The sequence below is a fragment of the Paenibacillus sp. FSL P2-0136 genome (assembly GCF_037975325.1).
GTDB lineage: Bacteria > Bacillota > Bacilli > Paenibacillales > Paenibacillaceae > Paenibacillus_AQ > Paenibacillus_AQ silagei.
In genome coordinates this window covers 6,686,982-6,700,920 of the sequence record NZ_CP150244.1, presented here as the reverse complement: position 1 = coordinate 6,700,920, position 13,939 = coordinate 6,686,982, and the positions used below count along the sequence as shown (strand labels likewise).

Genomic DNA, 13,939 nt, shown 5'->3' with positions numbered 1-13,939 from the left:
TCAGAAATAATGGACGCGGAGGGAAACCGAAATGAGCAAATTTATCGTCCGCGGTGGCAACAGATTGACCGGGAGCGTGAAAGTCAGCGGCGCAAAAAATTCCGTACTACCGATCATAGCCGCCTCTCTATTGGCAGAAGAAGGAGTCAGCGTCATTGTGGACGCACCTCCGTTAGACGATGTAATGACGATTAACAAGGTATTGGAATCTCTGGGTGCAGGTATTACATACCAGAACGATGTGATTGAAGTAGATGCCACTAATATTACTTCCTGTGAAGCACCATATGAATGGGTACGCAAAATGAGGGCTTCTTTCCTGGTTATGGGCCCACTCCTGTCCCGTATGGGGCATACTCGTATTTCTCTGCCTGGCGGTTGTGCCATTGGAACTAGGCCGATTGACCAGCATTTGAAGGGTTTTGAAGCGCTTGGGGCCGAGATTAGTCTGGGCCAGGGCTATATTGATGCGAAAAGTAACGGGAGACTGCGCGGCGCCAAGATTTACCTGGATGTGGCCAGCGTAGGTGCGACCGAAAATATAATGATGGCTGCCGCGCTTGCCGAAGGCACCACAGTGATTGAGAACGCCGCAAAAGAGCCGGAGATTGTTGACCTTGCCAATTACCTGAACGGGATGGGCGGCATTGTACGCGGAGCCGGTACCGGAGTGATCCGGATTGAAGGCGTTGAGCGTATGCACGGCGTAAGACATCATGTCATTCCTGACCGGATCGAAGCTGGAACCTACATGGCGGCAGCGGCGATTACGGGCGGTGATGTGTATGTTGAGGGAGCTATTGCCGACCATCTGGGTCCGGTGATTGCCAAGATGGAGGAAATGGGCGTTACGATTATCCCGGATGAGAACGGAGTCCGTGTCATCAGCGACAAGCCGCTGAAGGCTGTCGATCTCAAGACATTACCTTACCCGGGATTCCCGACAGATATGCAGTCACAGATGATGGCGCTGCTGCTCCGCTCGGAAGGAACCAGCGTAGTGACAGAGACTGTCTTCGAGAACCGGTTCATGCATGTGGATGAATTCCACAACATGAACGCGGAGATCAAGATTGAGGGCCGTTCTGCAATCGTGACCGGCAATGCCAGTCTGGTCGGCGCTAAGGTATGTGCTACGGACCTGCGTGCAGGAGCTGCGCTTATTTTGGCAGGACTTGTGGCGGAAGGCACTACAGAAGTTAGCGGAACGCATCACATTGACCGCGGGTATGTGCACCTGGCTGAGAAGCTGTCAGGACTTGGTGCGGACATATGGCGGATTTCCATGGAAGAGTCGGCTGCTCCTGCTGCGAAGGAAGAAGCACTTAAGCCTGAACCGGCCAGAAGCGAATCCTCCAAAGCCGAAGAGATCAGACCCCGTTTCCAGATTCAGCCGTCTTGGGTATAATAGTTATTCTTAAAAATATGAGGACCAGCCGCTAAGCGGCTGGTCCTTTTTTGAAATATAAGAGTTTATATGTTGCACACGATAAATTATCCTTCTATTTCTCGCTGAAACGGTACCGTCCTTTAAAAGGACGGCAAAGCCGTTTCCACTTGGGAAATTTACCTTATATGTTCCGGGGGATTCCGCAACTCTCTTTCTCTCAAAATCCCGTTCTAGCAGGTGCCGCAAATTCATATCTATAAGAATCACCGGTGCTTACGGAAGGAGCCATAGAAATGAAAGAGTTAATCAACCTGCGGCGCATTCTGAAGCGTCCGCGCAGCGTAGCGCGCGTGCGGCGGCGCGGCGCACACCCGCTGCGGCGGCTGGCCCCCGCCGCCTGGCTGGCAGCGCCCCTGCTGGCGGCGCTACTGCTGCCGCTGGCCGTTGTCCCGCAGCGCGGGGGACAACAGCCGCCGGCGCCCCCGGCCGTGCCGCAGGCCACGGCCGCTCCGGCGCCGCCGGCAACGGCTGCCGCAGAGGCGCCGCAGCCGGAGGTCTCCGTCTATTTGTCGCGCAGCGGACAAATAGAGACCCTGCCGCTGGAGGAATACGTCAGCGGCGTACTGGCGGCCGAGATGCCGGCCGAATTTGAGCTCGAAGCGCTCAAGGCGCAGGCCGTAGCGGCCCGCACGTTCATTGCCCGCCGTCTGGTCGCCGGCGACCACAGCGGGGTCCCCGTTCACGAAGCGGATGTGAGCGATACGGTAAGCCATCAGGCTTACGTATCCCAGGCCGTGCTGGAACGGGACTGGGCGTCCGGCAGCAAGCGCGCCGGCCTGGCGAAGATCCGCCGCGCGGTCTTGGAGACGCGCGGGACCATCATGACCTATCAGGGGCAGCCGATCACGGCTTCCTTCTTCGCCTCCAGCGGAGGGTATACGGAGAACTCCGAGGAGTACTGGAATGCTGCGGTTCCCTACCTGCGCAGTGTAGCCAGCCCGTGGGAACTGCAGATCACCCCGAACCTGGCGGTAAGCTACACCTTCAGCAATTCGGAGCTGCGCAGCAAGCTGGGCCTTGGAACCAAGGACCTTCCGGTAGCAGCCAGTCTGGGAGCTTCGGGCAAGGCAGTGCCGGTCTCCGCTCAATCCTCCACCAGTTTGCCAGCGGAGGTGCTGTCGCTTACAGCCGGCCACCGGATCAAACAGATCTCTATCGGTGGGAAGGTGTTTACCGGGCGGGAAGTGAGAGAGAAGCTGGGGCTGCGCTCAAGCCAGTTCACCTGGAAGCGCCAAGCGGGGAAGGTGCAGATCACCACGTATGGTAACGGCCACGGTGTCGGCATGAGTCAGTGGGGGGCGAACGGAATGGCGAAAGAGGGCAAGACCGCGACCCAGATTCTCAAACACTACTACAGCGGGGTCTCTTTTACCGGAATCTCAACTCTCCTGAAAAAATAATCTGCAAGATACGTATAAAAGCGAAGCGCCCGGTAACACTGGTTACTGAGGTGATAACCATATGAATGAACAAGACAAAATCAAATCAACCCATGATGAATCTCTCAAAAACAAGCAGGGAGATTCAGGCGCCAAGCCTTCTTCATGGAGCAGACTGTTATCCAAACGGTGGGTATTCCCGGCAGTCTACACGGCGGCAGCGGCACTTATACTAACCTTGGTGTGGGTCTATCAGGATGCCGGCCAGAAGCCGCTGAATCCCGACAACGCCGCGGTAGTATCCCAAGGTGAGGCCGGCAGCAAAACCGGAGCCGCAAACGGTGATCCCGAAGCCCTGGAAGTTGTCGCATCAGCCGAAAGCCTGGTCTGGCCTGTAGCAAGCCCGAGTGAAGTGGAAGTGGTCAAACCGTACTACGATGAGAACGGCACGGAAGAGAATCATATTGCGGCGATGGTGCAGTACAACAATACCTTTGTCACCAACACCGGAATTGATATTGCCCGTGAGGACAACAAGACGTTTGATGTGAAGGCGGCGCTCAGCGGTGAAGTCACCAGAGTGGAAGATGTTGCTGTACTGGGTAAGGTAATCGAGATTACCTCCCCCGGCGATTTGAAGACGGTCTATCAGAGTCTGGGTGAAACCAAAGTGAAGCAGGGCGACGAAGTGAAGCAGGGCGATACGCTGGCTACAGCGGGACGCAATGAGATGGAGAAGGGTCTTGGCAACCATGTGCACTTTGAAGTGCATGAGGACGGCAAGATTGTGAATCCTTCGGATCTGCTTCCGCAGCGCTAAGCCGAATGATCAGCAGGGGGCGGAAGCCTCCTGTTTTTTTTCTACCTGAAATGGACAGTCCAGCAGGTTCTATTCTGGAAATGGGGCCGTGAAATGCAGTGAATTGGGTTGTCCGACAAATAAAATGAGCCTTCCTGAGCTTGTCATGTCCTGAAAGCGCGAATATATAGGCCCGCCCCTCATATAATGTACCAAACTATTCACAGTTGGGAGGCGGGAGCGTGCACGATTACATCAAGGAACGTACCATTAAAATCGGACGCTGCATCGTGGAAACCAGGCACACGGTCCGGACCATAGCCAAGGAATTTGGCGTTTCAAAAAGCACGGTGCACAAAGATTTAACCGAACGGCTGCCGGAAATTAATCCGGATCTGGCTGATCAGGTGAAGCACATTCTCGAATATCACAAGTCCATCCGTCATCTTCGGGGGGGAGAAGCCACAAAAATTAAATATAAGAAAACGACAGGTAAGAAGCGTGAGGTTGCCGTAGCCTCAAAGCCATAAGATTTTCGGATTTTCGCGCCATAATTCAGGTTTAGTCCATTGTACTCACCCCCTAAAGTATGGTATTTTTAAATTTGGTACAATCTTCTTTTCTCATTTAAAATAACACTTTGGGGGCTCTTTCATTATGCTTAGCAAGGATATCGGAATCGATCTCGGCACAGCCAACGTGCTCATTCATGTCAAGGGAAGGGGAGTCGTTCTGGATGAACCTTCCGTGGTCACACTTGAAAGTGATACGAAGCGGGTCCTTGCGGTTGGTGAACAGGCACGCCGGATGGTCGGGCGGACACCTGGAAATATAACGACGATTCGTCCGCTCCGTGACGGGGTAATCGCCGACTTTGCCATTACGGAAATGATGCTCAAATACTTTATTGACAGCGTTGGCGGCCGGACCTGGTATTCGCGGCCCCGTATTTTGATTTGTGCTCCCACCAATATTACATCTGTGGAAACGAAGTCCATCCGTGAGGCGGCAGAGCGCAGCGGGGCCAAAGAGGTCTTCATGGAGGAAGAGCCCAAAGCTGCAGCCATTGGCGCAGGAATGGACATTTATCAGCCTAGCGGAAATATGGTCGTCGATATTGGCGGCGGAACGACGGATGTAGCCGTATTGTCCATGGGCGACGTCGTTACCGCCTCTTCCATTAAGATCGCAGGGGACAAGTTCGACGATGCCATTTTAAGATATATTAAACAGAAATATAAGCTACTGATCGGTGAACGCACGGCGGAGGATATCAAAGTGACCATCGGCTCGGTACGTCCGGGCGGCATGAAGGCAGAGATGGACATCCGCGGGCGTGATATGGTGAGCGGATTACCTCAGACTCTTACCATTTCATCCGGCGAGGTGAAGGAAGCGCTGTGGGACCCGGTTTCGTCGATTGTGGCTGCGGCCAAGTCGGTGCTGGAGCGTACGCCTCCTGAGCTGTCGGCAGATATTATTGACCGTGGAGTGGTGTTGACCGGCGGAGGCGCCCTGCTTAACGGACTGGACGAGCTGCTCTCCGAACAGCTGCATGTTCCGGTCTGGGTGGCTGAAGATCCGATGCACTGCGTCGTCAAGGGCACGGGAATTATGCTGGATCATTTGGACAAGGTGGTTAAGAAAAAGTTCTAGCCTGCCGATAATAAGGGAGAACAGCAGATTCCAGGAAGGGACTGACCTCATGCTCAGAGGATTATATACAGCCGCAGCAGGAATGGTGACGCAGCAGCGCAGACATGATACGGCGACGCAGAACTTGGTCAATTTAAATACTACGGGGTACAAGCAGGTCGACAGTGTCAGCCACGCTTTTCCCGAGGTGCTGGTCACCGCGATGAACGGGGGCGCTGCTAAGACTGTCGGACGGATCAATACCGGGGTTTTTGCCGAGCAGTCCGTCTCCCAATACCTGCAGGGCGACCTTATTGAGAGCGGCAAAAGCGTAGACTTTGCGCTGTCTACCGATCTGCAGGTCCCAGACCCGGAGAATCCGGGTACCAATCTTGCTTTTGACGGCTCGGGGAAATATATCAGTCCGGATGGCGAGGTTACTTACCGGCCCCAGGCGTTCTTTACGGTTCAAGATAATGAAGGCAATAATTTATATACACGTAACGGAAGCTTTACAGTTGCTCCTACAGGGGAAGTGCTTAGTTCTGGCGGATTCAAGGTGCTCGACAGTAACGGCAATCCACTGCGATTGACAGGGCCCCAGGATAACCTTAAAGTGGACGGGCAGGGAAATCTGATTAACAATGCTACCGGGCAGCCTTCAGGCACCCGGATCGGAATCAGCGTCGTCACAAGACCGCAGGAGCTGGTGCGTGACGGCAACGGGGTTTTTCATGCTGATGATGCCGAGGCCGCAGACATCCGCTTTTCTAATGGAACGGATATTCTGCAGGTACGCCAGGGCTACCTTGAGAACTCTAATGTGGATGCCACTCAGGTCACTGTGGATATGAACGCCGCTTACCGCGCGTATGAAGCGAATCAGAAAGTGATCCAGTTCTACGACAGCAGCCTGCAGAAGGCCGTGAATGAAGTCGGCCGGGTATAGCCGGGCTGCATGGACCATTACTGATGGTGTAAGCCAGTTTCTTCTTATCAAGCTAGTAGGAGGTTAGACCTGTGAACAACTCGACAATCGGTGCTTCTGTCTCAATGGCCAGTCTGCAGCAGCGGCTGGATATTATAGCGGATAACATTGCCAATATGAATACCAATGGTTATAAGAGCAAGCAAGGCTCGTTTGAGGATGTGCTTACCCGTGTACAGCAGCAATCCAAGGACTATGACCAGCCTGGGCGCAGCATGCCGCTGGGCTTCAATATCGGCTTTGGTGTGCGTGTGCCTACAGTGTCAAGTAATTGGGAGGAAGGCACGCTCCAGGAGACAGGGAAGCCTACGGACTTGGCGCTTCAAGGCAATGGATTGTTCGGCGTTCAGGTGAAAGGTGAAACGGCATATACCCGCCAGGGGAATTTCCACTTCACCCCGGATACGGCCAATAAGGATAAGATGATTCTTGTGGACAATACCGGCAATCCTGTGCTGGGTGCTAACGGTACTCCGCTCAGCGTAGGGGCTAATGTAAGTGCTGCTATTGATGAGCGCGGGCAGGTGTGGACCAAGACGGATGAGAAACAGCCGCCTGTCCTGGCAGGCAGCTTAATGATTGTTGAGCCGCTCAGCAAGAATGCTTTGCAAGCTGTGGACGGTAATTTCTATGTATTGGCTGATGGCGTAACAGCGCAGCAGGCATTCAAGGCTGCTACAGAGCCTTCGACAGTGGGCGTTCGCTCAGGCTATCTGGAATCCTCTAACGTGGATCTGAGCCGGGAAATGACGGAGATGATGCAGATTCAGCGTACGTATCAGCTTGCTGCCCGGGCGCTGTCCTCCAGTGACCAGATGCTGGGCCTGGCTAATAACATGCGCGCGTGAGGTGAAGGAATGAGTCGTGAGAAGGTTAAGACTGCACAGAAAGCAGAAGAGGAACAGCAGCAGCCGGTGAAGCGGCGCAGGATTAGGGCCTGGACCATTATTCAGTGGTTCCTGATTCCATTGCTGCTGGTTGCCGCGCTTGGAGGCGGGCTGGTCGTAGGGTATGTGATCCTCGGCAAAAAGGAACTAAGTGATGTGCTCCTGTGGAGCACGTGGAAGCATGTATATGATCTGGTGTTCGCACCTTAAAGCGTTATGGCATACCGATATCGGAGGCTCCCTTGTTGTGCAGGGGAGTTTTCTTTTTTATACTGAAAAATGTATAATGATGGCGTGCCCTAAGAGCGCCAAAAAGGGCCCTCTCCGCCATGCTGCCGCGTGCGGTGGAGAAAGCCCCTTATCTTAACCTCCACTGCTGCAGGTGGTGAAGGATAATTATAGTTTTTGCCGAAGCTGTCCATATTTATGCAGAGACGGCGGAGAATAAAACAAAAGTGCTGCTGTAGGCGGAGGTTCATAGACGCGGTTATAACCGAAGGGAGCTTTATAATCATGATGAATACCAATGAGATTCAAGAAATAATCCCCCACCGGCCCCCATTTCTGCTGGTGGACAGAATTACTGAAATAGAAATGGGCAAACGTGCGGTAGGCATCAAGAATGTTACAGTGAACGAGCCGTTTTTCGCCGGACACTTCCCTGGCTTCCCGGTGATGCCGGGTGTGCTGATTACGGAAGCCTTGGCTCAGGTGGGCGCTGTGGCTATTCTTGGCGTAGAAGCTAACCGGGGCAAAATCGGTTTTCTGGCCGGGCTTGACGGCTTCCGCTTCCGCGGACAGGTTGTTCCCGGCGATACCCTTGTGCTTGAGGTAGAGATTACCCGGCTTAAAGGCAGTATCGGTAAAGGACAAGCCACTGCCAAGGTGGACGGCAAGACGGTAGCGTCCGGCGAGATTATGTTCGCACTCAGCTAGTTCCTGTTATAAACTTATATATTATAGATGGAGAAGGAGAGATTGACATGACTGGATTAAGCCCGAAGGCGCAGGAGACCCTGACACGCTGGCTGCAGGACCCTTCTGTCGACGAGAACACCAAAGAAGAGCTGAAGGCCCTTGCCGGTGAACCTAAGGAACTGGAAGAGCGATTCTATAGAGATCTTGAATTTGGTACAGGCGGTTTGCGCGGAGTCATCGGAGCAGGCAGTAACCGGATGAACCGTTATACAGTCGGCCGGGCTACTCAGGGCTTCGCTGATTACATTCTGGGACAGCATACGGGAGAAGGCAGACCCTCGGTGGTTATCGCCCACGATTCCCGGCGCTTCTCGCCGGAATTCACGCTGGAGGCTGCGCTTGTACTCGCCGGCAACGGAATTGAGACCCACCTGTTCTCTTCCCTGCGTTCTACGCCGCAGTTATCCTTTACCGTCCGTCATTTGAAGGCGTCTGGAGGCATTGTAATCACTGCCAGCCACAATCCCCCTGAATATAACGGATACAAGGTCTACAATGCCCAGGGCGGACAGCTGGTGCCGCATGAAGCGGAGAAGGTTATTGCTAATATTTTGAATGTGGACTCCTTCAACGGAGTGAAGCGCATGTCTCAGGAGGCTGCAGAGAGCGCAGGCCTGCTGCACTGGCTGGGGGCCGAAGCGGACGAGGCATTTACGGATACGGTTGCTGCGGTAAGTGTCAGCCGTGAAGAGATTGCCTCTTCGCTGGGCCGTGACTTCTCCATTGTCTATACGCCGCTGCACGGGACAGGCAATCTTCCGGTCCGCCGTGTACTGGAGAAGATCGGCTTCACTCAGGTACATGTAGTTCCTGAACAGGAACAGCCGGATTCCGAATTCTCTACCGTGAAATCTCCGAATCCGGAGGAACGTGAAGCCTTCACCCTGGCGATGAAGCTGGGCGAAGAGCTGAATGCGGATCTGCTGATCGGTACAGATCCGGATGCTGACCGTATGGGTGCCGTGGTTCGTGACAACGAAGGCAAATTTGTAGTGCTGTCCGGGAATCAGTCCGGCGCGCTCATGATTCATTATTTCCTGAGCCGTTTACAGGAACAAGGGAAGCTGCCGGCTAACGGCGCTGTAGTCAAGACCATTGTAACCAGTGAGATGGGTGCTGCTGTAGCCAGCCATTATGGCGCTACGGTGTTCAACACCCTGACCGGATTCAAATATATCGGGGAGAAGATGAACCAGTTCGAGCAGTCCGGCGAGTATACGTATCTGTTCGGATATGAAGAAAGCTACGGCTATCTGGCCGGTAACTATGCCCGTGACAAGGATGCAGTCCTTGCTGCAATGCTGATCGCTGAAGCGGGTGCCTATTACAAGGCCCAGGGCAAGACCCTGTACGATGTGCTGCAAGAGCTGTATGCACAGTTCGGATACTTCCTGGAGAGCCTGGAATCCCGCACGCTGAAGGGCAAGGACGGAGTGGCCCAGATTCAGGGGATCATGAATGACTGGCGGACCAGCCCGCCGCACAAAATCGCGGGGGCATCCGTAACGCAGGTGCTGGACTATTCCCTGGGGCTTGACGGTCTGCCTAAAGAGAACGTGCTGAAATATCTGCTGTCGGACGGCTCGTGGTTCTGCCTGCGCCCGTCCGGCACGGAACCGAAGATCAAAGTGTATTTTGCCGTGGTGGGTGAATCCTTGGACAACGCCAAGCACAAGGTTGCGGAATTGACCAGTCAGGTTATGGCACGGGTAGACGGGAAATAATAAGCAATAGATAACTTCCCTGCGGAAACGGAGCTGCTCCAGATGGACAGACCTCCGTTTCCGCTTAAATTTGCCGGTGGCAAGAGGGTCGGGTCGGCAGCTGTGATGTAAGGCAATCAGCTTTAAAGTGAAAGAGGAGGTACTTTGGTGCAGCAGAAATGGCAACGCTGGAATATAGCATCACGCAAGTGGTTATGGATCATTATGGTGATAGGGCTGATCGGTGCACTTCCGGTCGTATACGACCGTCTACAGACAGAGAAGTCTTCCAAATCGGTTGAGTTTGTCTTTGATTACCGCGATCTGGTTGAGGTTGCGAGCTACCGGGAGAACCCGCAGGATTATATCAACGAGCAGTTAGACCGGCTGAAGGCAGCCGGTGTTCAGAGTATGGCTATCTATGAAAATACATTGGAGGATTTCCGCAAGGCGCGCCGCCTGATGATCTGGGGAGCGTCTGATATCGCCAATCTTACCGATACTGTGATTCCGGAGAATGAGAACTATACATATGTCCTCTTTACCAGTGCGAAGAACAGTGAAATGCTCTCACCGGTTATCCGCGATGCCTTCAGCAGACTGGACATCCGGACGGAAGAATGGAACTACCGCGGCCAGCAGGGGCTGATCATCCAGACACCGCTGGAGGATGCAACACTCAAGCCGCTGCAGCCGGACCCGATTACACTGGAAATGCTGCACGGGAAGGGCTTCAACATTGTGCCCCGGCTTGTAGACTCTCTGGCATACAATCAGGATGCCGTGAAGAAGCTGCTGGACCGTTACGCCGAGCTTGGCGTCAAGCGGATTCTTTTTGAAGGAGAGTCTGTCAAAGGGTACTCCGATGATGCGGATACGGGCAGTCTGACCGTCTTCGCCAATCTCCTGAAGCAGCACGGGATGGGAATTGCGGCAATCGAGAATATTAAGGTTCAGCAGAAGGGCTTCTCCAAGCTGGCCTATATGCTGGATTACAACGTGACGCGCCTGTATTCACTCAGCGAGGCGGATTCCAGCCTGAAGACTGAAGTGATTGCAGACCGGTTCGCGCTGGGCACCAAAGACCGCAATATCCGCATGATCTATCTGAATACGATTCCCTCCAGAGACACCAAGAAGGCTGCCATTACAGATACGATGGATAACCTGATTGAGAGTCTCAGCGGACCTGAGGGTGCGGTGGCCAAAATTGAAGCGAACGGCTTCAACATTGGACAGGCTACAGCCTTTGATGTGAGCGATTCCTCCTTCCAGCGTTACTTCAAGCTGATTGCGGTAATCGGAGCGGTGGCTATGGTTGCGCTGCTGTTCTCCTACTTCATCCCTTGGCTTACTCTGCCTGTATGGGTGCTTGGACTGGTTGGAAGTGCAGGACTGCTGGTGCTGAAGCCGACATTATTTGAACAGGCGCTTGCGCTTGCCGTTGCTATAAGTGCGCCTACACTGGCTATAGTGCTGGCTATCCGCAAAATTAATGAGATGGGCCCGCCGTTACGCGCTAATCCGTTAACCTTTGCAGTAATGAGCCCGCGCCGCCGTCTGACCCATAGTCTCGTCCTGTATGTCAAAACTGCGTTAATCACCTTCAGTGCGGTGCCTTTCGTCATTGCGCTGCTGAATAATATTACCTATGCCCTGGTACTGGAACAGTTCCGCGGGGTAAGTCTGCTACATTTGGCCCCGATCGGGCTTACCGCAATCTATGTGCTTCTGTACCGTGGAGAGTTTGCCTTTAACAAGACAGGTAAACTGCTGCGGACGCCGATTACACTCGCTATGGTCATTGCGGCTGGTGTAATCGGTATCGTGGGAATGTATTATCTGAGCCGGACCGGGAATGCCGGAAGTGTAAGTGCACCGGAGAAAATCCTTCGTGTCTTCCTGGAGAATACCGTCGGGGTAAGACCGCGTAACAAGGAATTCCTGCTGGCGCATCCGCTCTTTATCCTCGGAGCATTCTTGGCCTATAAATACAGGAGTGCAGCCTTCATCATGATTATTGCAGTCATTGGGCAGTTGTCTATGGTGGATACCTTTGCCCATATTCATTCACCTGTGCTGATCTCGCTGATCCGCGGACTCCTGGGTCTTGGACTCGGCCTGATCATCGGTATTATCGCTGTTGGGGTATGGCAGATTGCGGAAGGATGTTGGAAACGATGGTCACCACTCCTCAAAAAATTGTAATCTCCGGCTTCTACGGCTTCCGCAACAGCGGAGACGAAGCCGTTCTGCAGTCAATTCTGAATGCTCTGCGCAAGCAGTCTCAGGCCGCTGGAATAACGCTGGAGCCTGTGGTCTTATCCATTGATCCGGGTTGGACGGCTGCTACGTATGGGGTGGAATCCGTACACCGCATGAAGCTGGGAGAGGTGCGGAGAGCCATATCGGAGAGTGCAGGTCTGATCAGCGGCGGCGGCAGCCTGCTTCAGGATGTTACAAGCAGCAAGACCATTCCGTATTACCTGGGCATCATCAAGCTGGCCCAGTGGATGGGGAAGCCGATATTTATCTATTCCCAGGGGATCGGCCCGGTGAACCGCAAGCTGTTTCATCCGCTGATCAAATCGGTTTTCCGGAAATGTGCCTATATCTCTGTGCGGGATGAACAGTCCCGCCTGCTGCTTCAGTCTATGGGGCTTAGCACTGACGGGATAGAGGTTGTACCTGACCCGGTTATGGGTCTGGAGTTGCCTGAGGATATGCAGCCGGAACAACATACAGGAGCAGATCCGGTAGCTGGGCATACACATAGCTCCGGGCTGCAAATTGTGCCCGCTACTGTAGGTGTCTCTGTCCGCTTCTGGGAGCAGTCCCGTAAGGAGCTGGACGCGTTGGCTGAAGGCCTGGTGAAGGCTTCTGCGGAGCAGCCGCTCCATATACGCTTTCTGCCTTTCCATCATTCTGCGGACAATGAGGCTTCCCGTTATGTAATGCAGAAGCTGGGCCGGAGTATAGAAGACAATGGGGGATCGGTAACGATCCGTGAGGATGCGCTTCATCCGCTGCAGATGCTGCGGGAGGTAAGCCAGTGCCAGGCGCTTATAGGTATGCGGCTGCACAGCCTTATCTATGCTGCGGGACAGCATGTTCCGCTGATGGGCGTCTCTTATGATCCGAAGATTGATCATTTTCTTGAGCGGGTGGATTGTCAGCCGGTAGGCAAGACAGATACACTGGAGGCAGACAAGGTAGCTGCCGGGCTTCTGGAACTGCTGCGCTCAGGGGAGCGCTGGAAGCAGGAGCGGGAGCCGCTGATTGCCGCGCTCACCCAAGAGGCAGAGGCACCGGCCCGGCGAATTGTCCAATATTTCGGCCGTAAAGGATGAGTGACAAGTGAAAGCAGATAGCGCATTACCGACAGTACCCATTTTTGGCATAAGAGTATCCAAGGCGGATATGAAGACCACCGTTTCTTATCTGACAGAGGCGGTTCATAAGCGTGAGCCTCATCAGGTAATTACTGCCAATCCGATTATGGTCATGGCGGCGCTGGAGAATCCGTCTTATATGGAGATTATGAAATCAGCTGAGCTGGTTGTCCCTGACGGAACTGGAGTGGTCTGGGCCGCGGAGTATTGTCAGGAGCCTGTAGCTGAGCGTGTAGCGGGCTTTGATCTTTTACATGAATTATTGCACCAAGGCGAAAGCTATAACTGGAGAGTATATTTGCTCGGTTCAACCCCTGAGGTGATTCGCGAGACGGCTTCCCGGTTACAAACAAGATATCCCGGTATTGTCATCGCAGGATATCATGACGGGTATTTTGGTCCGGCAGAGGATGAACACATTGTGGGCGGAATCCTTGAAGCGAAGCCTGACTTGCTCTTTGTTGCCAGAGGGGCGGACAGCCAGGAGCCATGGATCGCCAAATACAAAGCCCGGCTGCAGATCCCGGTGATGATGGGTGTCGGCGGGAGCTTTGATGTGATCTCCGGCAAGAGCCGCCGTGCACCTGTGGCCTTCCAGAAATTAAGGGCAGAATGGTTATACCGGCTGCTCAAGGAACCCACACGTTACAAAAGAATGCTTGCGCTGCCGAAATTCGCAGTAAAAGTGGTACGAGAGAAAGATAAAGTGACAAAAGACCAGTAAAATG

Annotated in this window: 13 protein-coding genes; all 13 read left to right on the top strand. The window is 53.7% G+C overall.

The features are described 5' to 3' along the window. Window positions 1–31: 31 nt before the first annotated feature. The 13 genes from murA to NYE26_RS28515 all read left to right on the top strand — a co-directional run bounded on the left by murA (window position 32) and on the right by NYE26_RS28515 (window position 13,935). Window positions 32–1,408 (top strand): UDP-N-acetylglucosamine 1-carboxyvinyltransferase, encoded by a 1,377-nt coding sequence (gene murA, locus NYE26_RS28575; protein ID WP_339251876.1) that lies wholly within the window; start codon window positions 32–34, stop codon window positions 1,406–1,408. Window positions 1,409–1,683: 275 nt separating this feature from the next. Beyond that, window positions 1,684–2,850 (top strand): stage II sporulation protein D, encoded by a 1,167-nt coding sequence (gene spoIID / locus NYE26_RS28570; RefSeq protein WP_339251874.1) that lies wholly within the window; start codon window positions 1,684–1,686, stop codon window positions 2,848–2,850. Window positions 2,851–2,911: 61 nt separating this feature from the next. Beyond that, entirely contained in the window at window positions 2,912–3,649 is a 738-nt protein-coding gene (locus NYE26_RS28565) for a M23 family metallopeptidase (protein WP_339251872.1), read from the top strand. Window positions 3,650–3,870: 221 nt separating this feature from the next. Then, window positions 3,871–4,158 (top strand): sporulation transcriptional regulator SpoIIID, encoded by a 288-nt coding sequence (gene spoIIID, locus NYE26_RS28560; protein ID WP_019915029.1) that lies wholly within the window; start codon window positions 3,871–3,873, stop codon window positions 4,156–4,158. 127 nt (window positions 4,159–4,285) lie between these two features. Continuing rightward, window positions 4,286–5,284: a rod shape-determining protein MreB gene (mreB, locus tag NYE26_RS28555; protein WP_036699265.1), complete on the top strand. Its 999-nt coding sequence runs from the start codon at window positions 4,286–4,288 to the stop codon at window positions 5,282–5,284. A gap of 49 nt (window positions 5,285–5,333) precedes the next feature. After that, a complete protein-coding gene (locus NYE26_RS28550) occupies window positions 5,334–6,212 on the top strand; it encodes a flagellar hook-basal body protein (RefSeq protein WP_339251870.1) in 879 nt (292 codons plus the stop codon). Window positions 6,213–6,283: 71 nt separating this feature from the next. Next, the gene (locus tag NYE26_RS28545) at window positions 6,284–7,099 is read left to right on the top strand and encodes a flagellar hook-basal body protein (RefSeq protein ID WP_339251868.1); all 816 of its coding nucleotides are present in this window, start codon (window positions 6,284–6,286) and stop codon (window positions 7,097–7,099) included. Window positions 7,100–7,108: 9 nt separating this feature from the next. Next, window positions 7,109–7,348 (top strand): DNA-directed RNA polymerase subunit beta, encoded by a 240-nt coding sequence (locus NYE26_RS28540; RefSeq protein WP_036699259.1) that lies wholly within the window; start codon window positions 7,109–7,111, stop codon window positions 7,346–7,348. A gap of 303 nt (window positions 7,349–7,651) precedes the next feature. Then, window positions 7,652–8,074, top strand: coding sequence for a 3-hydroxyacyl-ACP dehydratase FabZ (gene fabZ / locus NYE26_RS28535; protein ID WP_339251866.1), 423 nt, complete (start codon window positions 7,652–7,654; stop codon window positions 8,072–8,074). A 47-nt stretch (window positions 8,075–8,121) separates the two neighbouring features. Further along, the gene (locus tag NYE26_RS28530) at window positions 8,122–9,840 is read left to right on the top strand and encodes a phospho-sugar mutase (RefSeq protein ID WP_339251864.1); all 1,719 of its coding nucleotides are present in this window, start codon (window positions 8,122–8,124) and stop codon (window positions 9,838–9,840) included. 147 nt (window positions 9,841–9,987) lie between these two features. Beyond that, window positions 9,988–12,027 (top strand): DUF5693 family protein, encoded by a 2,040-nt coding sequence (locus tag NYE26_RS28525; RefSeq protein ID WP_339251862.1) that lies wholly within the window; start codon window positions 9,988–9,990, stop codon window positions 12,025–12,027. Next, a complete protein-coding gene (gene csaB, locus NYE26_RS28520) occupies window positions 12,000–13,169 on the top strand; it encodes a polysaccharide pyruvyl transferase CsaB (protein WP_339251860.1) in 1,170 nt (389 codons plus the stop codon). Before NYE26_RS28525 ends, csaB begins: the two co-directional genes overlap by 28 nt. A 7-nt stretch (window positions 13,170–13,176) precedes the next feature. Further along, window positions 13,177–13,935 (top strand): WecB/TagA/CpsF family glycosyltransferase, encoded by a 759-nt coding sequence (locus NYE26_RS28515; RefSeq protein ID WP_339251858.1) that lies wholly within the window; start codon window positions 13,177–13,179, stop codon window positions 13,933–13,935. Window positions 13,936–13,939 lie beyond the last annotated feature (4 nt).

Excerpts from the sequence above, each read along its gene's own strand:
- NYE26_RS28540 (WP_036699259.1), top strand. The coding sequence starts at position 7,109 with ATGAGTCGTGAGAAGGTTAAGACTGCACAGAAAGCAGAAGAGGAACAG.
- mreB (WP_036699265.1), top strand. The coding sequence starts at position 4,286 with ATGCTTAGCAAGGATATCGGAATCGATCTCGGCACAGCCAACGTGCTC.
- spoIID (WP_339251874.1), top strand. The coding sequence starts at position 1,684 with ATGAAAGAGTTAATCAACCTGCGGCGCATTCTGAAGCGTCCGCGCAGC.
- csaB (WP_339251860.1), top strand. The coding sequence starts at position 12,000 with ATGGTCACCACTCCTCAAAAAATTGTAATCTCCGGCTTCTACGGCTTC.
- NYE26_RS28550 (WP_339251870.1), top strand. The coding sequence starts at position 5,334 with ATGCTCAGAGGATTATATACAGCCGCAGCAGGAATGGTGACGCAGCAG.
- fabZ (WP_339251866.1), top strand. The coding sequence starts at position 7,652 with ATGATGAATACCAATGAGATTCAAGAAATAATCCCCCACCGGCCCCCA.
- murA (WP_339251876.1), top strand. The coding sequence starts at position 32 with ATGAGCAAATTTATCGTCCGCGGTGGCAACAGATTGACCGGGAGCGTG.
- NYE26_RS28530 (WP_339251864.1), top strand. The coding sequence starts at position 8,122 with ATGACTGGATTAAGCCCGAAGGCGCAGGAGACCCTGACACGCTGGCTG.
- NYE26_RS28565 (WP_339251872.1), top strand. The coding sequence starts at position 2,912 with ATGAATGAACAAGACAAAATCAAATCAACCCATGATGAATCTCTCAAA.